Origin of the sequence: Tardiphaga sp. vice154 (genome assembly GCF_007018645.1) — a bacterium.
GTDB lineage: Bacteria > Pseudomonadota > Alphaproteobacteria > Rhizobiales > Xanthobacteraceae > Tardiphaga.
This window is the reverse complement of the sequence record NZ_CP041399.1, coordinates 1954915-1976786: the sequence shown is the minus strand read 5'-3', so window position 1 is coordinate 1976786 and position 21872 is coordinate 1954915. Positions and strand designations below refer to the sequence as shown.

Genomic DNA, 21872 nt, shown 5'->3' with positions numbered 1-21872 from the left:
ATGGCATCCTCCCCGAATATTCTGGTCGTCGAAGACGACCGCGAAACCCGTACGCTGATCGCAAAGTATCTGCGCACCAACTCATGCAATGTCACGACCGCGGCCGATGGCCGCGAGATGGACAAGGCCATGGCGGACCACCGGGTCGATCTGTTGATCCTGGACGTCATGCTGCCGGGCGAAGACGGCCTGACGCTGTGCCGCCGCGTCCGCGCCCAGTCCCAGGTGCCGATCATCATGCTGACGGCGCGCGGCGAAGACGTCGATAGAATTCTGGGCCTCGAAATGGGCGCCGACGATTACCTGCCCAAGCCGTTCAACCCGCGCGAATTGCTGGCGCGCATCAATGCCGTGCTGCGGCGGCAGGCGTCGGCGCTCAACGCCAGCGCGATGCCGCATGCGACCGCGCTGGCATTCGCGGGCTGGCAGATCGACTTCCGGCTGCGCGAGCTGCGCAACCCCGGCGGCGCCCGCGTGGCCATGACCTCGGCCGAATTCGACCTTCTGCGCACGTTCTGCGAGCGCCCGGGCCGCGTGCTGTCGCGCGACAGCCTGCTGGACCTGACGCAGGGCCGCAACGCCGGCTCGTTCGAACGCAGCATCGACGTGCTGGTCAGCCGCATCCGCCGCAAGATCGAGGTCGATCCGCAGGAGGCGACCCTGATCAAGACCGTGCGCTCCGGCGGTTACATGTTCACCCCGGAAGTCGAGGCAATCGCCACAGCCGCCGCGCATTGAGATGAAGCGGTTCGACATCCTCAACCTGAAGCGGATCAGCGGCCAGATCGCCGCGCTGGTCGTGGTGTCGATCGTCGCCATCCATGTCATCGCCACGGCGACCTTTCTGCTGCTGCGTCCCGACCTGAACGATCCGGGTTTTGATCGCGGCACAAGTGAATTGACGGCGCTGATCCGGCTGGTGGCGGCAACACCGCTGCCGGAGCGCACAGCCATGCTGTCTCGCATGCAGCCTACCTTTCCGCAGTTTGATATCAAGGCGATCGCCGCCGGGACCACGATGACGCCCGACCATGATGTCTCCTACCCGCGGCGCACGCTGCGCGGAATGTTTGGCAGCGACACCCGGCTATTCACGCTGGCCGGCGAACCGCGCGACCGGATCACAATCGCGCTGCCCGATGGCGCTTTGCTGTCCGTCAAGATAGAGCCGGAGCGGCGACAGCGCCCGTTCTGGAGCGGCCCGTTGCTTGCCACGCTGTTGTTCATCATCATCAGCCTGACCCTGCTCGGCCTGTGGGCCGCGCGCGCCCTGGCCGCGCCTCTGTCATCCTTTGCGCAGGCGGCAGAAGATTTCAGCCTGGACGGGGCCGCCGAGCCGCTGCCGGAGCGCGGACCGGAAGAAATCCGCTCGGTGGCGCGTGCGCTAAACCGGATGCGCGCGCGCATCTCGACGCTGATCGACGACCGCACCAAGATGCTCGCCGCGATCAGCCACGATTTGCGCACGCCGATCACCCGGCTGCGGCTGCGCTCCGAATTCATCGAGGATGATGGCCACCGCCAGCACATGCTGCGCGACCTCGACCAGATGCGGGCGATGCTGGAGGCGGTATTGTCGTTCCTGCGCAATGACCGCAAGCTGGAAGCGCTGACGCTGACCGATATCGCGACCACGCTGCAACTGATCGCCGACCAGTTCGCCGACGTCGGTCATGCGGTCAGCTATGACGGCCCGCCGCATGCGATGGCGATGGCGCGGCCGGACGATCTGCACCGTGCGGTGACCAACCTCGTCGAGAACGCGATCAAGTTCGGAGCCGAGGCCCGCATCAGCCTGGCGATCTCGCCAACCTGCGCGACGATCGAGGTCGCGGACGACGGCCCCGGCATCACCGACGCGCAGAAGAATGCGATGCTGCAGCCCTTCGTGCGCGGCGATAACGCCCGCAACATGGACCATGAAGCCTCGGGCTTCGGCCTCGGCCTTTCGATCGCCCGTGCGATCGTGGTCGCCCATGGCGGTGAGATCACGCTGCACGACCGCCAGCCGAACGGCCTGATCGTGCGCATCACGCTGCCGGTAAAGGAAGCGAAGGCGGCGTAGCTCTCACTTCTTGTCGACGTTCACCACCGGCTCGACGCTATGCACCGCACCTGCCTTGCGCAAATGAATCGTCGCGATATCGTCGGAATACACTTTCTGCCAGCCATCCAGATGATCCAGCAGTTTGGTCGCCGCACTCTGCGTGCGCAGCAGGGTCGCCTCGATGTCGTGGTCGCGCAATAGCCGGAACAGGTTATCCGGCTCCGAAAGGCCGCTGGCGTTGTTGTGGTCGACCATCCGTTTCTCGCCGAACAGTTCGGTGCGGCCGTCGATGAAGGTCGGCACGCCGCGCCAGATCAGGTAGCCGCCGAAATCATAATCGTTGAACACGCGCGCAAGGTTGTGCTTCTTGAGCTCGGTGACGGCGGCGGCCGGCGAGCTGCGGTCATACGGCGCATAATTTTGTATCGATGCGATGATGAACGTCAGCAGGCCGATCGCGACCCCGGCAAACAGCAGGCGGCGCGGCGCTGCAGGCTCCGCAGCCGACCCGCGCCCTACCCGCTCGCCGAGCGGTTTGGCCAGCACGAGCGGCGCCAGCAGGGCCAGCACTTCGGCATTTCGGACATGGCTGAGCGCCATGAAGACGAAGCCGAGCACCAGCACGATCCGCATCGGCGGCAGCGTGACGCCGCGCCACAGCACCAGCGCAAAGCCTGCCAGCACGGTCAGCTCGAGCGGGCCCGGATGGCCGAAATCGGCCGCGCGCCATTCACCGATCATCGCCAGCGCGGCGCCGAGATTGAGGATGCGCCGCGCCGCCAGCAGCGAGTCCCAGCCATAGGGCGTGAGACAACAGGCAGCGCAGGCGGCGACGCCGAACAGCACCCAGCGCAGCAGCAGCGCCTTCTGCAGGCGGGCCTCCGCGTGAACGATCGCATCGATGCCCAATGGGGCAATCAACGCCAGGCCGAGCACGAAGCCGCCATGCAGATTGGCCCACAGCGCGATCAGCGGCAGCAAGGCGAGGGACGGCGCGCCGCGGCGGTCCATTGCCGCCACCAGCCCGCCGACGAAGGCCACCATCACCGGCATCGCCAGCACATGCGGCCGCGCCAGGAGATGGTCCAGCATCAAGGCCAGCGCCACCATGACGAAGATCAGCGTCGTGCTCTCGACAAGGCGTTGGTGGAGAAAATGGGTGAGCAGCGCGAAGGTGGCCGCAACCGCCGTCGCCGTAAGCACGACCGGACCGGTCCAGCCGAACGCGCCATAGGCTCCGGCGAACAGCACCTGCGACAGCCATTGCGTCGAGACCCACGGCTGGCCGCGCATCGTGAAGGAATACAGATCGATGGTGGGCACCGCGCGGTGGTCGAGAATCGATTGCCCGACACTGATCTGCCAATAGGTGTCGGGATCGTTGAGCAACTGGCTGCCGGCCAACAGCGCCAGCGCATAGACCCCGAGGCCGACCCATAGCGGCAACCGCCCGGGACGGGCTTCTGCAACGGCATGAGGGACGGCGATCGTCATGGCGGCCTTGGGCGGTGCAAGCGGGATCGGACCGGCAGCGAACCACGGCAGGCATAATTTCAGGTAAATGGAACCCAATTCATTGCCACATTATGGAGTCATTCGCGCCATAAACGGCCAGTCCAGGACATCGACACCAGGCCGCTGGCCGGTTGCCGATTGCTAGATCTCGAGGCCGATTGATGCGCAGTATCGTTGCCCTGGCGGGGCTCATCGCCGTAACGCTGGTTCCGCAGTCCGCGAAAGCGCAGCAGCGCAGTGCCTATGAGGCGATGGTCGCCACTCACGCCAAAGCCAATGGCGTGCCGGAAGACCTGGTGCACCGGGTCATCGTGCGCGAGAGCAAATATCATCCCTCGCTGATCGGCCGCGGTGGCACCATCGGCCTGATGCAGATCAAGCTCGGCACCGCGCGCGGGCTCGGCTACACCGGCACCGACGAAGGGCTGCGCGATCCCGAGACCAATCTCACTTACGCCGTGAAATATCTGGCCGGCGCCTTTCGCGCGGCCAATGGCGATCATAACCGCGCCGTGTCGTATTATGCCGGCGGCTATTATTATGCCGCCAAGCGCCAGCGCGGCAAGACCGGGCCGTTCCTGGCGATCCCGCGGCTCGACGAGTTGACCAGCGCCAGTGCCAGCGCGCAGGTTCCGACGCCCTAATCGGTGCAGGAGCCGCCGGCCCGCGTTGACACCCGCGCCCATCGGCTTACATTAGAGGCGTTCCGAGGGGAGCTCCGACGAGGAGCTGAGATACCGCAAGCTCGCAACTGCATTCGGCAGGGACGTGCGAGACCGCGGTGACCCTTTGAACCTGATCCGGGTCATGCCGGCGAAGGGACAGGGATGTTGCAGAACTCGCAAGTGGCGCGTGGGGAATCCCCCATCGCAGTGATTGGCGCCGGCATTGCCGGCGCATGGCAGGCGTTGACCTTCGCCAAAGCCGGCCACCAGGTGACGCTGCACGAACGCAGCGGCCCCGAAATGCTCGACGCCACCAGCCATTGGGCCGGCGGCATGCTGGCGCCATGGTGCGAGGCCGAGGTCTCCGAACCCGTGGTCTCCCGACTCGGCATTCGCGCGCTGGATCTGTGGCGGCAGGCTTTGCCCGACGCGCAGTTCAACGGCTCCTTGGTGGTCGCGCATGCCCGCGACCGCGCCGACTATGATCGCTTCGCGAAGATGACCTCCGGCCACACCAGGCTCGATGCCGCAGCACTGGCCGAGCTCGAGCCGTCGCTGGACGGCCGCTACCGCGACGCGCTGTTCTATCCCGACGAAGGCCATGTCGAGCCGCGCCGCGCGCTGCCGCAATTGCATGCGCAGATTGAAGCCTTGGGCGGCACGATCAAATTCAATAGCGAACAGCATCCGGAAGACCTGCCGGGCACCGTGATCGACTGCCGCGGCATTTTTGCGCGCGACCGCCAGCCGGCGCTGCGCGGCGTCAAGGGCGAGATCATCCTGATCGAGACCGACGAAGTGCAGCTGTCGCGCCCGGTCCGGCTGATGCATCCGCGCTGGCCGCTTTATGTGATTCCGCGCGCCAATCATTGCTTCATGCTCGGCGCCACCTCGATTGAAGCCGAGGACAACGGCGTCAGCGTGCGCTCGGCGCTGGAGCTGCTGGGCGCCGCCTATGCCGTGCACCCGGCCTTTGCCGAAGCCCGCATTCTCGAAATCGGCTCCGGGCTGCGGCCGGCCTTCCCCGACAATTTACCGCGCATCGTCATCGACGGCGATCGCATCGAAGTGAATGGACTCTATCGCCACGGCTTCCTGCTGGCGCCGGCGTTGGCCGAGCTGACGCTGGCCTATGTCGCGCGTGGCGAAATCGACAATGAGGTGATGCAATGCGCGTAACGGTCAACGGCGAAGTGCGCGACATCACCGCCTCGCATGTCGATGCGCTTCTGTCGGAGCTGGACTATGAGGGCACGCATTTTGCGATCGCGCTGAATTACGACGTGCTGCCGCGCAGCGCCTGGGCGACGACGCCGCTGAACAGCGGCGACCAGATCGAGATCATTTCTCCGCGGCAGGGAGGTTGAGGATGCTGGACCCCCTCCCCCTGTTATTTCAAATCCAGCCCGAACGATCCGACGACCTAAGGTCACGACCATGTTGAATCTCTACGGCAAGGAATTCACCTCCCGCCTGATGATCGGCTCGGCGCTGTATCCGTCGCCGGCGATCATGCAGCAGACCATCCAGGCCTCCGGCGCACAGATCGTCACGGTGTCGCTGCGCCGCGAGACCGCGGGCGGCAAGACAGGCGATGCGTTCTGGTCCCTGATCCGCGAACTCAACGTCTCCATCCTGCCCAACACCGCCGGCTGCCGCACCGTGCGCGATGCGGTGACCACCGCAAAACTGTCCCGCGAATTGTTCGACACACCCTGGATCAAGCTCGAAGTGATCGCCGACAACGACACGCTGCAGCCCGACGTGGTCGGCACCGTCGAGGCCGCAGCGATCCTGATGAAGGACGGCTTCGAAGTGTTCGCCTATTGCACCGAGGATCTGAGCGCCGCGATGCGGCTGGTCGATGCCGGCGTGAAGGTGATCATGCCGTGGGCGGCACCGATCGGTTCGGCGCGCGGCATCACCAACCGCAACGCGCTGCAATTGCTGCGCGACCGCCTGCCGGATGCCACGCTGGTGGTCGATGCGGGTCTCGGCGCGCCGTCCCACGCCGCCGAAGCGATGGAGCTCGGCTATGACGCCGTGCTGCTCAACACCGCGATCGCCAAGGCCGCCGATCCCGTCGCGATGGGCCGCGCGTTCCGGCTCGGCGTCGAGGCCGGGCGCACCGGCTATGAGGCCGGCCTGATGGGCCCGCGCGATTTCGCCTCTCCCTCCACTCCAGTCATCGGGACCCCGTTCTGGCATGCCGTATCCTGACCGCTTCTATCCCGTCGTCGACACCGTGGCCTGGGTCAAGCGCCTGACGGCGCTCGGCGTCGGCACCGTGCAGCTCCGCGCCAAGGACCTCGACGACGCCGCCGCCACGGCGCTGTTTCGCGAGGCGCTGGCGGTGACCGCGGGCACCGCGACGAAGCTTGTGGTCAACGACTACTGGCGCGTCGCGATCGACCTCGGCGCCAAGCATCTGCATCTCGGCCAGGAAGACCTCGCCGAAGCCGACGTCGGAGCGATCCGCAAGGCCGGGCTGACGCTTGGTCTCTCGACGCATGACGACGAGGAGTTGGAAACCGCGCTGCGTGCGCAGCCCGACTACATCGCGCTCGGCCCGATCTTTCCGACCACGCTGAAATCGATGCGCTTCGCGCCGCAGGGCATACCGAAACTCACGGTGTGGAAGAAGCGCATCGGCGCCCTCCCGCTGGTCGCGATCGGCGGCATCAAGCTCGAACAGGCCGCGGAAATCTTTGCCGCCGGCGCGGATAGCATCGCCGTCGTCAGCGACGTCACGCAGAACGCCGATCCCGATACGCGCGTCAAGAACTGGCTCGGCGCGTCCGCCGAAGCCGCCGCTTAAATCAAGAACGATAACGGAGGATACCCCATGAACATACGCTCCAATCCCGACACCACCCGCCCCGCCGTCACCACCGGCCCGCTGCCGTCGTCGAGAAAGGTCTATGCGATCCCGGAAAGCGCGCCCGATTTGCGCGTGCCGATCCGCGAGATCATTCTGTCCCCGGGCGCCGGCGAGCCGGACCTGCCGGTCTATGACACCTCCGGCCCCTATACCGATCCGAACGTCGTCATCGACGTCAATGCCGGCCTGCCCCGCCCGCGCGCCAAATGGGTGATGGAGCGCGGCGGCGTCGAGGAATATCAGGGCCGCGACGTCAAGCCGGAAGACAACGGCAATGTCGGCGCAGCACATGCCGCAAAGTCCTTCACCGCCTATCACAAGCCGATGCGCGGCGTGGGCGATGCGATGATCACGCAGTATGAGTTCGCGCGCGCGGGCATCATCACCAAGGAGATGATCTACGTCGCCGAGCGCGAGAATCTCGGCCGCAAGGTGCAGCTCGAACGCGCCGAAGCCGCATTGGCCGACGGCGAGAGCTTCGGCGCGACGCTGCCGGCTTTCGTCACGCCGGAATTCGTGCGTTCCGAAATCGCCCGCGGCCGCGCCATCATCCCCTGCAACATCAACCACGCCGAACTCGAGCCGATGATCATCGGCCGCAACTTCCTGACCAAGATCAACGCCAATATCGGCAACTCTGCCGTGACGTCGTCGGTCGAGGAGGAAGTCGACAAGATGGTGTGGTCGATCCGCTGGGGCGCGGACACCGTGATGGACCTCTCCACCGGCCGCAACATCCACACCACGCGTGAATGGATCCTGCGCAACGCGCCGATCCCGATCGGCACCGTGCCGATCTACCAGGCGCTGGAGAAGTGCGACGGCGATCCGGTGAAGCTGACCTGGGAGCTGTACCGCGACACGCTGGTCGAGCAGTGCGAACAAGGCGTCGACTACTTCACCATCCACGCCGGCGTGCGCCTGCCCTACATCCACCTCACCGCCAACCGCGTCACCGGCATCGTGTCGCGCGGCGGCTCGATCATGGCGAAGTGGTGCCTCGCGCATCACAAGGAGAGCTTCCTCTACACGCATTTCGAAGAGATCTGCGACCTGATGCGCAAATACGACGTGTCGTTCTCGCTCGGCGACGGCCTTCGCCCCGGCTCGATCGCGGACGCCAATGACCGCGCGCAGTTCGCCGAGCTGGAGACGCTGGGCGAGCTCACCAAGATCGCATGGGCCAAGGGCTGCCAGGTGATGATCGAGGGCCCCGGCCACGTGCCGCTGCACAAGATCAAGATCAACATGGACAAGCAGCTCAAGGAATGCGGCGAGGCGCCGTTCTACACGCTCGGGCCTTTGACCACCGACATCGCGCCGGGCTACGACCACATCACCTCCGGCATCGGGGCCGCGATGATCGGCTGGTTCGGCTGCGCCATGCTGTGCTACGTGACGCCGAAGGAGCATCTGGGTCTCCCCAACCGCGACGACGTGAAAGTCGGCGTCATCACCTACAAGATCGCGGCGCACGCCTCCGATCTCGGCAAGGGCCATCCCGCCGCTCAACTGCGCGACGACGCGCTGTCCCGCGCGCGCTTCGACTTCCGCTGGCAGGACCAGTTCAACCTCGGCTTGGACCCCGAAACCGCGGTCGCCTATCACGACGAGACGCTGCCGAAGGATGCCCACAAGGTCGCGCATTTCTGCTCGATGTGCGGGCCGAAATTCTGCTCGATGAAGATCACCCAGGACGTCCGCGACTACGCGGCGACTTTGGGCGACAACGAGAAGGCGGCGCTGAATTTGGGCGGCGCAGGCTCGATGGGAATGTCGATCTCCGGCGTGATCGAGGACGGCATGGCCACCATGAGCCAGAAGTTCAAGGACATGGGCGAGCAGGTCTACGTGCAGGCCGAAGCCGTGAAGGCGAGCAACAAGGTGCTGTGAGCAACGAGCGTAGGGCGGGTTAGCCGAAGGCGTAACCCGCCGCCTTCGCGACGAGGCGGCGGATTACGCTGCGCTAATCCGCCCTACGGGCTACGGGCTAAATCCCCCTCCCAGCCAAAAACTATCTTTCAATGTAGAAGATAACAAAGGCACGAGCTACGTCACACCAGACATACAGGCCAACGAGCACTGCACAATTCGCTAAGGACGCGAGATTCATTAAGACAAAACGAGACGCCCTCAAGCTACAAATCTGCTTGGCAAGAATGATTGGAAATATCCAAAACACCGGAAAAAGAAACATCAATATTGGAAGCCCCTTTAACCAGATCACGATCAATTCGTACCAGTTGGGCCAATTGCCAATGATGGAATAAGCAAAATAAGCAGGGAATATAAACGCGCCCGGCGCACTGATCGAAAAGTACCAAGACGCTCGATACTTCAGCATTTTAAGCAGGCTAAAAACTAGAAAGATAATGGCCGATACCACGAGCAGATACATGAACCGAAAATCTTGCTCGAAACGTAAGGCCATAGGACTTGCCACATCGGTCACGCCCAACATACCTTCGGCATGCAAGTTGCTAATTTCAAACTTTTGATTCCAGCTGCTCTTGACTGCGCCGGCCTGCGTGGCGGAGTTTGGATTATAGACATTGGTAAAATATTACAGATTTTCCTTCGTCGCGAAACCTGAAATTGAGATGCTCCATGATGTTTTTCTGACTGCAAAAATGACTGCCCGCTTCATCAAACGGTTTCTACAGCCCGCACAACCAAGAATGAACTTCTGTTTTAGATCGAACTGATTTCAACGTAATGGCACCGCGCAGTTTGCACAGCAGCGAAGAATATCCTTCGTGCCGCGATCGAACTACGAACTGTGCGACATCCGATAGACCTGACAATACCAGAAGCTCCCACGCTACTCCGCGTCAGACTTTGCCGCGCAGCTGTTCACCTGACCATGCCTAGCGCTGGACACCAGCCGGTTTCGTTGCTCTGCCGCGCCAGACACCGATACAGTCCGTAGCAACCATTAAAGCGCGGCCTGCTTTTCAACCCATGGCGTGCCGCGCTCGACGACGGTGTTGGCGTAGATGAGGAGCTTGCGAGCGCAGGCGATGAGCGCCTCGTTGTGGGCCTTGCCGCGGGCTTTCAGGCGCTCGTAGAGCGCGCACAGGGCCTTGTTCCAGCGGAACGAGGCCGGCAGCGCCGCAGCAAACAGCGAGCGACGCAGGCGGCTTCGACCACCTGCAATGTGGCGCTGCCCCCTATGCTTGCCGCTGTCATCGTCGAACGGCGCAAGGCCGGCAAGAGCTGCCGCCTTCTCCCGGCTGATTTGGCCGAGCTCAGGCATGCGGATGATCAGCGCCAGCGCAGTCCGCTCGCCGATGCCGGGGACGCTGAGCACCAGATCGAGGCGCCGCGCCAGATCCGGATGGTCGCGCAGTTGGCCCGCGATTCGTAGGAGTTCGGTGGCTCGGCGCGCCTTCAGCCGATCGATGTCGTTGAGGACCAGACGCCGCCGTCGTGGCTCGTCGATATGTTCGAGCCGAGTCTTGAGGCGGACCATGTCTTCCTCGATCTGTTCGACGAAGGTCAGGTGATCTGCCAGCTCCGTGAGCCTTGGATCCGCGTCGACAGATGGAGGATCGAGCACCGCCGCGCAGGCGGCGACCAGCACGGCATCCAGGGCGTCGTTCTTGGCGCGCCGCAGATGCAGCCTGGCAAAGTTCTTGACCTGGATCGGCTGCAGCACCAGCACGACGAAGCCTTTGGTGCGCAAATGCGTAACCACGCCACGTTCATAACCACCGGTGGCCTCGATACCGACTTTGGTGACGCCTGCCTTACCGAGATCGGCCGCCAACTGCCGCCATCCCGCCGCTACGTTGGGCACCTGCCATCGCTGCTCCCGGCCATGCACCGCAATGTCGAGCTTGTCTTTGGCCGTATCGATGCCGGCCGTTTCCGTGTTATTGTTCGTCATCTTCGTCGACCCCTGCCTTGTGAAGCGAACCAACTTGTTCCGGCAACCATCCGGGTCCGATGAAGGAGCTGGCGCGATCCCGCTACGGGGCAGTCTCAGACGACTCAGGGCGGATACGATCCGATCGCCAGCCGCTCTGCCGCGGATGGCCGTCCGCGGCAGAGCATTCCTCTCGGAACGAGCTGACAATATCCCGATTTGCTATTACAAGGGCGGGTTAGCCGAAGCTAACCCGCCGCCTTCGCGACGAGGCGGCGGATGACGCTCTGCTCATCCGCCGCGGGCTTATGGCTTGTTTCTACGCGGGTTCTCTTTTTTAAACTGCTCAATTACGTGCCGTATCGCTTCGTCCACTACGGACTGGCTCTGCGGCAGCTCGCGTGAAGTGTCGACAGCCTGCTGCAAAGAGATGAGCTTTCCTTCCTGGCAATCGAAAATAATCCCGCCTGTTGCCTCTGCGTAGGCCGCCGCCGCCGCATAGGCGGACGCGCCGGCATAAACGTCGCCGCCCCATCGAAACGCCAGCGCGTAAGTCCACGCACGGCCGAAATCGACACTTGGCGTTTCTGTCATCAACTCCCTCGCCTTGCAGTGATCGCATTCAAATGCCGTCTGGCGTCGGTTCAGCACAACCGGCAGTGCGCCGTGCAGTTTAGCAAACGGCGTGGCGCCGGACAGCCGCAGCGGAAGGCCGGCCTCGTCGATAGCCTTTTGCCAGGCATCCACCGACGCTAACCGCCGGTCTGACAGAACATATATTTCCATCGACATTCACCGTCTCCCTCGTGTCAATGGCGCGATCGCCGGCGCCAGATAAAGTGAACAGGAAGAAATCCATCTCTTGCCCTTCCGCGTAATGCCGCGCACCACATTCAGCTCGAAAACCGGCGTACCCGGCGCAGCGCGGGTCCACTCGCGCAGTTGGTTCGCCCTTGCTGGCGATATTCTTGCGTCGCCGGTTTTTACGTCATAGATCGCGATGACATCACCCTGCACGTTGCGCAGCGTGGCGTCCGTCCGGATCGTCCCAGCCATCCCGTAATATGGATCAAGCGTATCGAGACTGAAACTCCTCTCGATATCTCCAACGCCGGGAAGGTCCTGCCACCACAATGCGAGCGCAAACGCACCATGAACCGCGGTGCCGTATTGCGAGGGGCTCATTGTGGGCAAATAATCCAGCAACTCCATGACACGGACCAAGGTTTCGCTAAGCGCCTGCGAGGTTTGGTCGATTGCAGGAATCCCGGTCAGGAAACCCGACGAGGTGGTAACCTCCACCCCACCTTCACTCGTCCATCTACCGCGCTCGTCGCGGGGTTCGTTCGGATTGTATCCAGCTTTTGTTGCTGCGCACATGATGCGACGAGAGATCAATTCCGTCTTGATCGCGCTGAGTTCGCCTTTCCAGAGCGCTATGTTTCGTCTCATTTCAAGCAACTCATCCATGATGCTTTCCATATGTTGAAATCAGCACTATACTAGATTATAGTCCTACTGTCAATTTTTACTCACCGGTGCGACAACGAGAAAACGCGAGGTCAGAAATGACTGAGCGCTCCCCGCGGCATCGCGTTCCAGTTGCTTTGCAGATCACCTCAGGATTGATATCCCCTCTCTAATGCAAGGCTGAAAACTGCTGGAGAACAATTCATGACGACCATTCGCGCATCGATCGCCACCGCGCTCGTCCTTGCCTCGGCGATATCAGGCGGTTCCGCATCGGCCCAGACCCCTCCCGCCACCGAAAAGCTCAATGCCTATGTCGGCTGCATCAACCGGCTGTCGGCGCGCGCGCTCGATTCCCGGGCGCGCTATTTCAGCTGGGTCGGCAAGAACGGGCCGACCGGCAAAGAGCGCATCGTCTACGGGCTCTACACGATCTACGACACCGCGGATTGCCAGAAGAAGGCCGAGGCGGCCAACGCGCTGGAACCGCGCGATGCCGCGCTGGAAGCGGCCGCGACCGCCTATGTGACAGCCGTGACCACGCTGGCGCCGCTGCTCAAGGAAGCGGACGACTACTACACGCAGGAGAACTACAAGGACGACAAGATGGCCAAGGGCCGTGCCCTGCATCCGCGCCTGGTCGCGGCGTGGGACGCCTTTGCGAGCGCCGACAAGAATCTTCGCGACGGCGTCGAGGCGATCAACGACAAGCGCAAGGCCGAGGAACTGGTGGCGATCGAAGCCAAGGAAGGCCGCAGCGCGCGCTATCACGTGGCAGCATTGATGATCGACGCCAAGCGCGTGCTGCGCGCGGAGGACACGACGAGCCCCGACATCGCGGCAATCACCAAGGCGTTGGAGGCCTATGAGGCCACTGTCCAGGCCATCGAGGCGTCGAGTGCTTCGGGCGACGCCAAGGTCGGTTCGATGTTCATCAGCCAAGCCAAATCGTTCCTGACCACGGCCAAGCAGTTGATGCGCCGGATCCGCGACAAGGTGCCCTACTCGTCCGGCGACAAGATGATGCTGAGCGGGACCGGCTCTGGCTGGATGGTCCAGGGCTCGCCGCCGCGGCTGTTGCGCGACTACAACCAGCTGGTCGACGCCTACAACAGCGGCGCCAGGATGTAGCAGGCGTAGCGCGTAGGAGCGGGGTGACAGGCGAGACTGGCGGATATGAGCGCCAGTCGCTCGGGGCGGGCGTGCTGCGCTCTATTGCGGGGCTTGCTTTTTAAACAATTCCAGAACTCGCCGTACGGCTTCGTCAATCATCGGCTGGCTCTGCGCCAGTTCGCGGGAAATCTCGACGGCCCGCTGTGCCGAGATGAACTGTCCCTCCTCGCAATCGAGAATGACGCCGTCCGTTGCAGCGGCGTAAGCCGCCGCTGCCGCATAGGCGGAGGCGCCAGCATAGATATCCGCACCCCATCGAAACGCCAGCGCGTAAGCCCATGCGCGGTCGAACCCGACCTCCGCGGGCGGATCCTCCATCAATTCCCTGGCGTTGCAGTGATCGCATTCGAACGCCGTCGGGCGTTGGTCGAGCACGACCGGCAACGCTCCGTGCAAGTCCGCGAAAGGCGTCGCGGGAGACAGCCGCAGCGACACACCGGATTGCTCCACCGCCGTTTGCCAAGCCTCCATCGAGGACAATTGGCGATCTGACAGAACATAGATTTCCATCGACATTCATCGTCTCCATCGTGGGCCCTTGGCGCGGGCAGGATCTCAGCTGACCGGTATGCAACTCTCCGGCGTGGCCGGCGCAAACGGTGCGTTGAACAGCAGCTTCATGTCGCTGCGCGCGCCGTAGCCGTCATGCAAAGCCCGCAGCATGAGATCTGCGAGCGGATGAAAATTCGCGGATTTGTCGACGTACTGATCGAGATTGAAGTTGCCCGCCCGGTCGTCGGTATCGAAGCCAAGTTTGGCCAGTGCTGCAACCGCGCGCGGCGGCAGGTAGAGGGTGCGCTTCTGGCCTTTCTTGGCGAACCAGAATCCTGACGATGCTTCGCAATGAATGCGCGTGCGATTGTCAAAAATCTGGCACTGCACATAAGCGTGCGTCCGCGCCGGCAGGTCGATGACCAGATAGCGGTTGAGATCGATGCGGGGATCGCCCGCCGCATAGATCTGTTCGAGCCGGCGCACCACGTCGCAATGATACGCGGCCTGCAGGTCGGCAAAGCTGTCGGCGGCGCTGGCCGGCGCCGTGAAGGCCAGAGCTGCAGCTATCCAACGGAGCCATCTTGCCATCGCCTCCCCCGCCAATTTGCGCGCCGGTTGCTCACCCCTTGACAATTCGAACATAACGCGAACAGAATATCAACTACTAGTTGTTGTTTTTTTATCGAGGCGAGTGTGATGTGGCGTCATCTTCTGGCCGTCGCTTTGCTGTCGGCCCTGTCTTCCGCGGCCAGCGCCCAGCAACCTGGCGCGGCAGAGCGCGACGACATCGCTTCGGTCAAGTCGGGCGATCCTGCGGTGACCGCCGCGATGCAGCGGGCACGCGCGGAGCTGGACGGGTTTCTGGCGATCGCCGGCGCGCCACCGCCGGGGGCCGGTCGATTTTCCCTGAAAATCCGGCTGCCGTTCGGCGATGACCAAGCCGAATATATCTGGGTCAACCCGTTCAAGCGGGACGGCGCCGGCTTCGTCGGCGTTGTCGCCAGCATGCCGCGCAATTTCAGCAACTTGGCGTCCGGAGACCGGCTGGCCTTCCAGAAGAAGGACATCGCCGATTGGACCTATGTGATCGGCGAGCGCCGGAAGGGCAACTACACCGGCTGCGCGCTGCTCGCGAAGGAGCCGCCAGATCAATACGAAGCTCTCAAGAAACGGTACGGGCTCGACTGTTCGGACTGACGAAGGTCGAGAGGTTTGCATGAGACGGCCGAGGGTGGGTGGGCACGCTTCGCTTTGCCCACCCTACGAACTACACCTCGACTATACTTCCACCGTCTCCTTCACCTGCGCCCCCGGCGCAATCGTCGGCGGCGCCGCGTTCAGCGTCTCGATGGCAAACCCGGCCGCGGACTTGTAGCCGGCCATGAAGGCTGCGCGCTCAGTTGGCGGGATCACGTCGTCGATATCATCGAAGGTGCCACCGCAGCGCTCGTCGACGAGGTTCAACAGGCCGAACGGGCCGGCGCCGCGGTTGCGCAGGATCAGTTGCGAGATCGGGCCGCACAGCTTGGCGTCATAGGCTTCCAGCGCGGCCTCAGTGGCGCCATGCACGACCATCGCGGCGCCGAGTTCGCGGGCGTCGATGTTCGCCTGGCTGGCGCCGTTGGAGCCGGTCGGATACATCGCATGCGCGGCGTCGCCGAGCAGCGCCACCGGGCCGTCGCGCCAGGTCGATACCGGATCGCGGTCGATCATCGGATTCTCGAACGCGGCGTCGGACGCGCCAATCATCGCGGGCACGTCGAGCCAGTCCCACACCCAGCCGTCGAAATGATGCACGAAATCGGCGGTCGGCACCTGGCGAAACCAGCCCTGCTGCTTCCAGCCCTCAGCATTGTCGACCGTCACCTCGGCGATCCAGTTCATCATCGACAGCCCGGTCACCGGATCGGGCTGTGATATCGGATAGAGCACGACGCGCTGGCGATGCGTGCCGAGCCCGATGAAGGACGCGCCGGTGCGGGTCGGTTTTGCCCAGGTGGTGCCGCGCCACATCAGCGCGCCGCCCCAGTGGATCGGCGGCTGCGCGGGATGCATCTGGGCGCGCACCGCGGAATGGATACCGTCGGCGCCGATCAACAGCGCACCGTGCTCCTGCAAGGTGGAGCCGTCAGCGCGCTCGATCTGCGCCGTGACGCCGTCGGCGGTCCTGGCGTAGCCGGAGACACGGCTGCCGAGCCGGATCGCGTCGGGTCCCAGCCGCGCCACCACGGCGTCGTGCAGCAGCATGTGGAAGCGGCCGCGATGCGCGGCATATTGCGGCCAGCGATAGCCGGCGGCGCGGCCACGCGGCTCGGAATAGATATCGTTGCCATTGAGGCCGACCAGCGCCCATTCCCGGGCCGGCAGGCCGACGCGGTCGAGATCGGCCTCGGTGATCTGGAGATCGCCGAGCTCGCGCACCGCATTGGGCTGCAGATTGATGCCGACGCCGAGCGGGCGCATCTCGCGGCTGGATTCGTAGATCACGCAGGGGACGCCGATCTGGTGCAGCGTCAGCGCGGTCACCAGCCCGCCGATGCCGCCGCCGGCGATGATCACTCTGCTTCCCATGAGACGCTCCTCCGCCCGGTTTCCCCGGTTGCGCCCTCGTCTAGCCAGCCCCGACAAGCGAAGCAAGCCGAGGCCTGGCCCGCCGGCCGCCTTGAACCCGGTGTTCCCGTTGATGACGATGGCGCATCCCGTCGACGCGCGTTTACCCTTCATCAACCATAACAAGCGTTCACCACGAACCAAACAATTCGACGGACATTCTCCCGGTGCAACCAGACGGAGAATGACCATGAGCGAAGCCACCCTGATCCTGCCCAACATGCGCGGCGGCTGCGCCACCGTCGGCGGCACCGTGCATACGCTGTTTCGCGTCAGCAACCGCAGCCATCGCCCGATGGCCCAGCCCGGGACGACCACCGACGGTCCCGGCCATGTCGGCCGCGACCAGCCATCCGGCGCGGCGGCGGCCCCCGAGCCGATTTGAAGCCGTCATGCCCCTGCTGCTACGATGGATAAGGAATCAGCGGGAGCAGCAGCGTGGCAAAGCAAGTCGTTCTTCGTCCGGGCGCGCGAGGCCCCGACGGCAAGCCCGGAATTCCCGGACCGCAGGGCCATCCCGGTCGCCCGGGCAAGCCCGGCGTCACCGGCAAAGCCGGCCCGCCGGGCAAGCAGGGCCCCGTCGGCAAGCCCGGAGCGCCCGGTCCGCAAGGCAAACCGGGCCCGCAGGGCAAGCAGGGCGAAGCCGGCCCGCAGGGCAAAGCCGGCGTGCAAGGCCCGCCGGGCCCCCGCGGCGAGCCGGGGCCCGCCGGCGCGCTGCCGTCCATCGAGCAGGTGATGCCGTGGCTGCACCTGATCTTCGACGCCTGGGACGAGCACCGCGCGCTGCGCGCGCGGGAGGCGCAAGAGCGCGAAGACAGCGAACGGCGCGAAGCGCAGGAGATTGCCGAACGCGTCGCCGCGATGATCGTCGAGGACGCCGGAGCCCATGACGTAAAACAGCCGGACGACGACAGCGGCAAGAAGCACCACAAGAAGAAGAAGCATTAAACCCTATACTGCGGCGCTGGCCGGGTCGGTCGCCCGATCCCCGAGATAGGCCACGAGGTCCTGCAGCGGAATCGGGCGGGCAATCAGATAGCCCTGGGCCAGGTCGCACCCCATCTCGCCGAGCAGGTCGAGCGCGGCCTGTTGCTCGACGCCCTCGGCGACCACCTGCAGGCCCAGGCTGTGGGCGAGGCTGACGGCGGCACGGACCAGCACGGCGTCGACCGGATCGGTCGCCATGTTGAGCACGAAGGCCTTGTCGATCTTCAGCTCATCGGCAGGAATGTTCTTGAGATAGGCCATCGACGACAGGCCGGAGCCGTAGTCGTCGATCGAGATCGTCAGGCCGGCCGCACGCAGCCGCTCCAGTGTCTGGCGGGCGAGTCCGGCGTTGCCGATGATCGCCGTCTCCGTGACTTCCAGGCATAGTTTTCCGGCGGCGCCTCTGGCGATCTCCAGCGCGGTATCGGTAAAGCCCACATCGTCGAGCAGATGGCCGGACCAGTTCACGGCAATGCTGAGGTTGAAGCCGGCCGCCCGCAGGCGATGCTGATCGCGGACCGCGCGGCGCAGCACCCATTCGGTCAGTTCGCCGATATGGCCGGTCTCCTCCGCCATCTCGACGAACAGATCCGGGCGCAGCGCGCCGCGCTCCGGATGGTCCCATCGCGCCAGCGCCTCGGCACCGACGATCGCTCCGGAACGCAGATCATATTTCGGCTGATAGGCGATGGTCATCTGACCGTTGTCGAACGCGCGCGACATCTCGCTCATCAGCGACAGCGTGGCGCCGGGGTTGCCATAGAGTTTCGCATCGAAGCTCGCGATATGGCGGCGCGCCTCGCGGGCCTGCTCCACGGCAATCAGCGCGCGGTCCAGGATCGCCAGATCGGCGGCGTGTTGCAGCGCGTCGGCGGCCTCCGACAGGCCGATGGTAACGCTGACATCGACATGGGTGTCGCGCAGTTGCAAGGGCCGCGTCACCGCGCCCTGCAGGGTGGCAGCCAGATGGAAGGCCTCCGCCATGTCGCGGGCGACGAAGGCCAGCCCCAGATGCCCGCTCGACAGCCGCATCACCGGGATGCCGTTGAAGGCGCTGCTCAGACGCTCGGCCAGTTGCGCGATCAGTTCGACCATCGGGGCGTGGCCGATGGCACCGCGCAGATGGCTGAAGCGGTCGATGCCGATCGCTGCAACGACGACGACGCCGGACGCAGTGGATGCCAGTTCGTCGGTGCGCTGGTTAAGCGCGGCCCGGTTCGGCAGCCCGGTCTCGCTATCGAACTGCGCCTGCCGGCCGAATTCGCGGGCGCGCGTCGCCGACTTCAGCAGCTTTTGATAGACGTTCCACATCGCAACAGTGCCGAAGCCGCTGAACAGCCCAGCAGCGACAGCCGTGATACAGTCGGTCAGATTGCCGCCGTCGCGCAGGATAAATCCCGGCAAGGCGAAGAAGGCCAGTACCGGCGGCAGCAGGGCGCATTGCAGCGTTTGACGGGATCCGCCGCTGTTGATGGTGACATGGGCGATCGTGCCCGACCACAGGATGCCGGCGCACATCACGCCCCAACTGCCGGAGGCGGCAAGCAGCAGGCCGAACGATGTGAACGCCGCACTGTTGGCCATCGTCAGCGCGAAAAAAACTCGTTCCGCGCTGCGCGCCATGGCCCGGGTTTCATCGACCTTGCGAAAAACGAAATATTCCACGAGTTGCACAGTGAAATATGTGACGCCCCAGGCAAGTGCCCAGCTCAAGCCGGTCTGCAGCTGGAAGATACAGATGATCAGCGCCGCGGATGAGAGCCGCACGCCCAATTGCGCGCGTCGGGCCGCAATGATGGCGGCAATGCTCGGCCGGAGGTCGCTGAGATAGGGTTCCATTGGCTGCGACCATCAAGGCGCGGGTCTCAAAATACCGTTAAAACCTGCCTTTGCATTGCGAGAAACGGCCTAACTTTGCCGAACCCGCCGCCGCCTGCCATATTGCAGCGTCGGGCCGCGTGTGACCCGTGTCTGGCGTGGCGCTCACCCGGATCTGAAGATCCCGGATCAATATCGTCGATTTCGACGTCTCGTGCGTTGCACACCACCCTCTGGCGCTTACGGGCGCACAACCACAGCGAGACTACCATGACGGAAGTTACCTATGTGATCGTCGAACATGATGGCGGCTGGGCCTACAAGGTCGGCGCCGTGTTCTCCGAGCCCTTCGCCAGCCACGCGCTGGCCGCCGCCGCCGCCAAGCGCGCCGCCACCGAGCAGACCGTGCCGGGCCGCACCGAAGTGATCCAGTTCGAGGACGAGAAGGGCCAGTGGCACGAGGAAACCGCCCCGGGCAATGATCGTCCCACCACCCAGATCGTCGACAAATCCTGAGCCGCCCCGCGCGTGAACACTGCAGATAAAACGTCGGCGTCGCGCGGTCCTTCCCGCGCGGCGCTGCGCTGGGTGCTGGCTGCGTTCTATGTCGCGGCGGGCGTCGCGCACCTCTGGGTGCCCGACAAGCTGCTGCTGATCATGCCGTCATGGGTGCCGATTCCGACCGCGGTCATCCTGCTCACCGGCGTGTTCGAACTCGCCGCCGCCGCCGCGCTGGTCACCCGACCGCTGCGCCGGTGGGCCGGCGTGGCGCTGGCGCTGTATGCGCTATGCGTCTGGCCGGCGAATTTCACGCATGCGCTCGAGGGCATCGAGATGCCCGTGATCGGCAACAGCTGGTGGTACCACGGACCGCGCCTGGCGTTTCAGCCGGTGCTGATCTGGTGGGCGCTGTACTGCGCCCACGTCATCGACTGGCCGTGCAGCCGGACGCGGCGCGCCGACGCGCGCTAGCGCACGCATCCCGGCCATTCAGTTGCCATGCTGTTCCGGATCTCTCCCGGCTGTTACGTTCGTCGCCGTAACTGGAGAATGCATGTGACCGAAGTGGCTGCCGATGACCTTCGCTCGATCTACCCCGCACCGCATGGCCGCGTGATTGCCAAGGCGCGGCCGACGCTCGACGTCCACTCCGCCAAATTCATCGGCCTGTCGCCATTCTGCGTGATGGCCTCCTCCGGCCCCGACGGCACCGTCGATGCCTCGCCGCGCGGCGGCGGTGTCGGCTTCGTCCGGGTGACATCGCCGAGCGAACTGCTGATGCCGGACCGCCCCGGCAACAACCGCGTCGATACGCTCCAGAACCTTTTGCACGGCAGCGGCTTCTTGCAACTGATCTTCTTCGTGCCGGGTATCGACGACAGCCTGCGTGTCAGCGGCATGGCGAAACTGGTCCGCGATCCCGAGTTGATGGCCTCGATGGAGGAATTCGGCAAGCTGCCGCGGGCGGTACTGCGCATCACCGTGACCGAGGCGTATTTCCACTGCGGCAAGGCGCTGATGCGTTCGAAGCTGTGGTCCTCCGAGGCACAGGTGAAGCGTTCGGTGATGCCGAGCATTTCCGAGATCGTGCACGACCAGACCCAGATCGGCGAGCCGGTCGGCCAGGCCGAGATAGATGCCGCCTACCGCCAGCAACTCTAGGCTCATGGTTCGCCCTTGCATTATTCGCCTTCAGGTTGCAATCTTGCGATGCTGAGGGGAGAGCGTGGTGCGTGGCGTTGCGTGGATGGGTATCATTGTCGCGGGACTGTCGGGCGGCTGCGCGCGCGACATCTATGTGAGCAATGCGGGCGAGACCCGCTCGGGAGAATGGTACATCTCCCAGCAGATCGACCCCGTCACCGGCGCACCGCTGCCGAGCGCGTCCGTGTTCGGCTATGGCTCGAACAGCTACGTGGATTTTCCAAAGCTCTCCGGCTTCCAGCTCACCTGTTTCGATGGCCGGCCGCTGGCGCGGTTCTCGTTCTCCTTCAAGATCGGCAATGACCGCGAATCGGTGTTCGGCTATCGGTTCGATGACAGGCCGGGTCACACCGATGTCGATGCGCGGGTCATCAAGGACCGGCAGATGTTCGTGATCGAGGAGCCGGCCGCGCTGGCCACGTTCCTTAGCGAATTGCCGGGGTCGCGCCGGCTTTACATCCGCATCCGATCGCTGATCGCGGGGCGAACCTCCGCGGAATATCCGCTGGAAGGGTCGGAGGCAGCACTCCGGGCCGCCTTCGCGAATTGTCCGATGCCGGCCATACCGGCAAAACGGACGTCGTAACGACGGTCATTCCGGGGCGATAGCAGCGCTAGCTGCGCGCGAACCCGGAATCC

25 protein-coding genes and 1 riboswitch are annotated in these 21872 nt (G+C 64.2%); of the genes, 16 read left to right on the top strand and 9 right to left on the bottom strand.

The window, feature by feature from the left end; translation table 11 throughout:
- The gene (locus tag FIU28_RS09250) at positions 1-738 is read left to right on the top strand and encodes a response regulator (protein WP_143572654.1); all 738 of its coding nucleotides are present in this window, start codon (positions 1-3) and stop codon (positions 736-738) included.
- Position 739: 1 nt separating this feature from the next.
- Positions 740-2065, top strand: a complete 1326-nt coding sequence (locus FIU28_RS09245; protein WP_143572653.1) for an ATP-binding protein — start codon at positions 740-742, stop codon at positions 2063-2065.
- A gap of 3 nt (positions 2066-2068) precedes the next feature.
- Here the strand turns inward: FIU28_RS09245 and FIU28_RS09240 are convergent, their stop codons facing one another.
- On the bottom strand, positions 2069-3619 hold the full coding sequence (locus FIU28_RS09240) for a hypothetical protein (protein ID WP_368039339.1): 1551 nt from the start codon (positions 3617-3619) through the stop codon (positions 2069-2071).
- Between the two features lie 104 nt (positions 3620-3723).
- On the opposite strand from FIU28_RS09240, the gene FIU28_RS09235 reads away from it, so the two are divergent.
- The 6 genes from FIU28_RS09235 (at position 3724) to thiC (ending at position 9001) form a co-directional block, all read left to right on the top strand.
- On the top strand, positions 3724-4206 hold the full coding sequence (locus FIU28_RS09235) for a lytic transglycosylase domain-containing protein (RefSeq protein WP_143572652.1): 483 nt from the start codon (positions 3724-3726) through the stop codon (positions 4204-4206).
- A gap of 55 nt (positions 4207-4261) precedes the next feature.
- Positions 4262-4402: riboswitch (TPP riboswitch) on the top strand.
- Entirely contained in the window at positions 4390-5406 is a 1017-nt protein-coding gene (locus tag FIU28_RS09230; RefSeq protein ID WP_143572651.1) for an FAD-dependent oxidoreductase, read from the top strand. Its footprint overlaps the riboswitch before it by 13 nt.
- A complete protein-coding gene (gene thiS / locus FIU28_RS09225; protein ID WP_143572650.1) occupies positions 5397-5594 on the top strand; it encodes a sulfur carrier protein ThiS in 198 nt (65 codons plus the stop codon). Before FIU28_RS09230 ends, thiS begins: the two co-directional genes overlap by 10 nt.
- A gap of 70 nt (positions 5595-5664) precedes the next feature.
- Complete coding sequence (locus tag FIU28_RS09220; RefSeq protein WP_143572649.1) at positions 5665-6447, top strand: thiazole synthase; 783 nt, start codon at positions 5665-5667, stop codon at positions 6445-6447.
- Entirely contained in the window at positions 6434-7045 is a 612-nt protein-coding gene (locus FIU28_RS09215) for a thiamine phosphate synthase (RefSeq protein ID WP_143572648.1), read from the top strand. The genes FIU28_RS09220 and FIU28_RS09215 overlap by 14 nt, the downstream gene beginning before the upstream one ends.
- Before the next feature lie 27 nt (positions 7046-7072).
- Positions 7073-9001 carry a phosphomethylpyrimidine synthase ThiC gene (gene thiC, locus FIU28_RS09210; RefSeq protein ID WP_143572647.1) on the top strand — a complete coding sequence of 643 codons (1929 nt, stop codon included), beginning with the start codon at positions 7073-7075 and terminating at the stop codon, positions 8999-9001.
- A 121-nt stretch (positions 9002-9122) separates the two neighbouring features.
- Here the strand turns inward: thiC and FIU28_RS09205 are convergent, their stop codons facing one another.
- The 4 genes from FIU28_RS09205 to FIU28_RS09190 all read right to left on the bottom strand — a co-directional run bounded on the left by FIU28_RS09205 (position 9123) and on the right by FIU28_RS09190 (position 12446).
- A complete protein-coding gene (locus FIU28_RS09205; protein ID WP_143572646.1) occupies positions 9123-9584 on the bottom strand; it encodes a hypothetical protein in 462 nt (153 codons plus the stop codon).
- 459 nt (positions 9585-10043) lie between these two features.
- Positions 10044-10997 (bottom strand): IS110 family transposase, encoded by a 954-nt coding sequence (locus tag FIU28_RS09200; RefSeq protein WP_143571863.1) that lies wholly within the window; start codon positions 10995-10997, stop codon positions 10044-10046.
- Between the two features lie 285 nt (positions 10998-11282).
- On the bottom strand, positions 11283-11768 hold the full coding sequence (locus FIU28_RS09195) for a hypothetical protein (protein ID WP_143572645.1): 486 nt from the start codon (positions 11766-11768) through the stop codon (positions 11283-11285).
- Entirely contained in the window at positions 11769-12446 is a 678-nt protein-coding gene (locus FIU28_RS09190; protein WP_143572644.1) for a hypothetical protein, read from the bottom strand. It lies immediately after the preceding gene.
- 204 nt (positions 12447-12650) lie between these two features.
- On the opposite strand from FIU28_RS09190, the gene FIU28_RS09185 reads away from it, so the two are divergent.
- Positions 12651-13577, top strand: coding sequence for a YiiG family protein (locus FIU28_RS09185; RefSeq protein ID WP_143572643.1), 927 nt, complete (start codon positions 12651-12653; stop codon positions 13575-13577).
- An 81-nt stretch (positions 13578-13658) separates the two neighbouring features.
- Here the strand turns inward: FIU28_RS09185 and FIU28_RS09180 are convergent, their stop codons facing one another.
- Positions 13659-14135: a hypothetical protein gene (locus FIU28_RS09180; RefSeq protein ID WP_143572642.1), complete on the bottom strand. Its 477-nt coding sequence runs from the start codon at positions 14133-14135 to the stop codon at positions 13659-13661.
- A gap of 39 nt (positions 14136-14174) precedes the next feature.
- On the bottom strand, positions 14175-14756 hold the full coding sequence (locus FIU28_RS09175) for a TY-Chap domain-containing protein (RefSeq protein ID WP_143572641.1): 582 nt from the start codon (positions 14754-14756) through the stop codon (positions 14175-14177).
- A gap of 81 nt (positions 14757-14837) precedes the next feature.
- Between FIU28_RS09175 and FIU28_RS09170 the strand changes: the two genes are divergently transcribed.
- Positions 14838-15311: a YegJ family protein gene (locus FIU28_RS09170; protein ID WP_168202900.1), complete on the top strand. Its 474-nt coding sequence runs from the start codon at positions 14838-14840 to the stop codon at positions 15309-15311.
- An 81-nt stretch (positions 15312-15392) separates the two neighbouring features.
- Here FIU28_RS09170 and FIU28_RS09165 read toward each other — a convergent pair whose 3' ends face one another.
- On the bottom strand, positions 15393-16685 hold the full coding sequence (locus FIU28_RS09165) for a flavin-dependent oxidoreductase (RefSeq protein WP_143572639.1): 1293 nt from the start codon (positions 16683-16685) through the stop codon (positions 15393-15395).
- A 229-nt stretch (positions 16686-16914) separates the two neighbouring features.
- On the opposite strand from FIU28_RS09165, the gene FIU28_RS09160 reads away from it, so the two are divergent.
- Positions 16915-17109, top strand: coding sequence for a hypothetical protein (locus FIU28_RS09160; RefSeq protein WP_143572638.1), 195 nt, complete (start codon positions 16915-16917; stop codon positions 17107-17109).
- 53 nt (positions 17110-17162) lie between these two features.
- Complete coding sequence (locus FIU28_RS09155) at positions 17163-17672, top strand: collagen-like protein (RefSeq protein WP_246660929.1); 510 nt, start codon at positions 17163-17165, stop codon at positions 17670-17672.
- 3 nt (positions 17673-17675) lie between these two features.
- On the opposite strand, the gene FIU28_RS09150 is transcribed toward FIU28_RS09155, so the two are convergent.
- A complete protein-coding gene (locus FIU28_RS09150; protein WP_143572636.1) occupies positions 17676-19550 on the bottom strand; it encodes a putative bifunctional diguanylate cyclase/phosphodiesterase in 1875 nt (624 codons plus the stop codon).
- 249 nt (positions 19551-19799) lie between these two features.
- Here FIU28_RS09150 and FIU28_RS09145 point away from each other — a divergent pair, with 249 nt between their 5' ends.
- The 4 genes from FIU28_RS09145 (at position 19800) to FIU28_RS09130 (ending at position 21819) form a co-directional block, all read left to right on the top strand.
- A complete protein-coding gene (locus FIU28_RS09145; protein ID WP_143572635.1) occupies positions 19800-20045 on the top strand; it encodes a hypothetical protein in 246 nt (81 codons plus the stop codon).
- A gap of 12 nt (positions 20046-20057) precedes the next feature.
- Positions 20058-20501, top strand: coding sequence for a DoxX family protein (locus FIU28_RS09140; RefSeq protein ID WP_143572634.1), 444 nt, complete (start codon positions 20058-20060; stop codon positions 20499-20501).
- A gap of 84 nt (positions 20502-20585) precedes the next feature.
- Positions 20586-21191 carry an MSMEG_1061 family FMN-dependent PPOX-type flavoprotein gene (locus FIU28_RS09135; RefSeq protein ID WP_143572633.1) on the top strand — a complete coding sequence of 202 codons (606 nt, stop codon included), beginning with the start codon at positions 20586-20588 and terminating at the stop codon, positions 21189-21191.
- 85 nt (positions 21192-21276) lie between these two features.
- Entirely contained in the window at positions 21277-21819 is a 543-nt protein-coding gene (locus tag FIU28_RS09130) for a hypothetical protein (RefSeq protein ID WP_246660928.1), read from the top strand.
- The last annotated feature ends 53 nt before the right edge of the window (positions 21820-21872 follow it).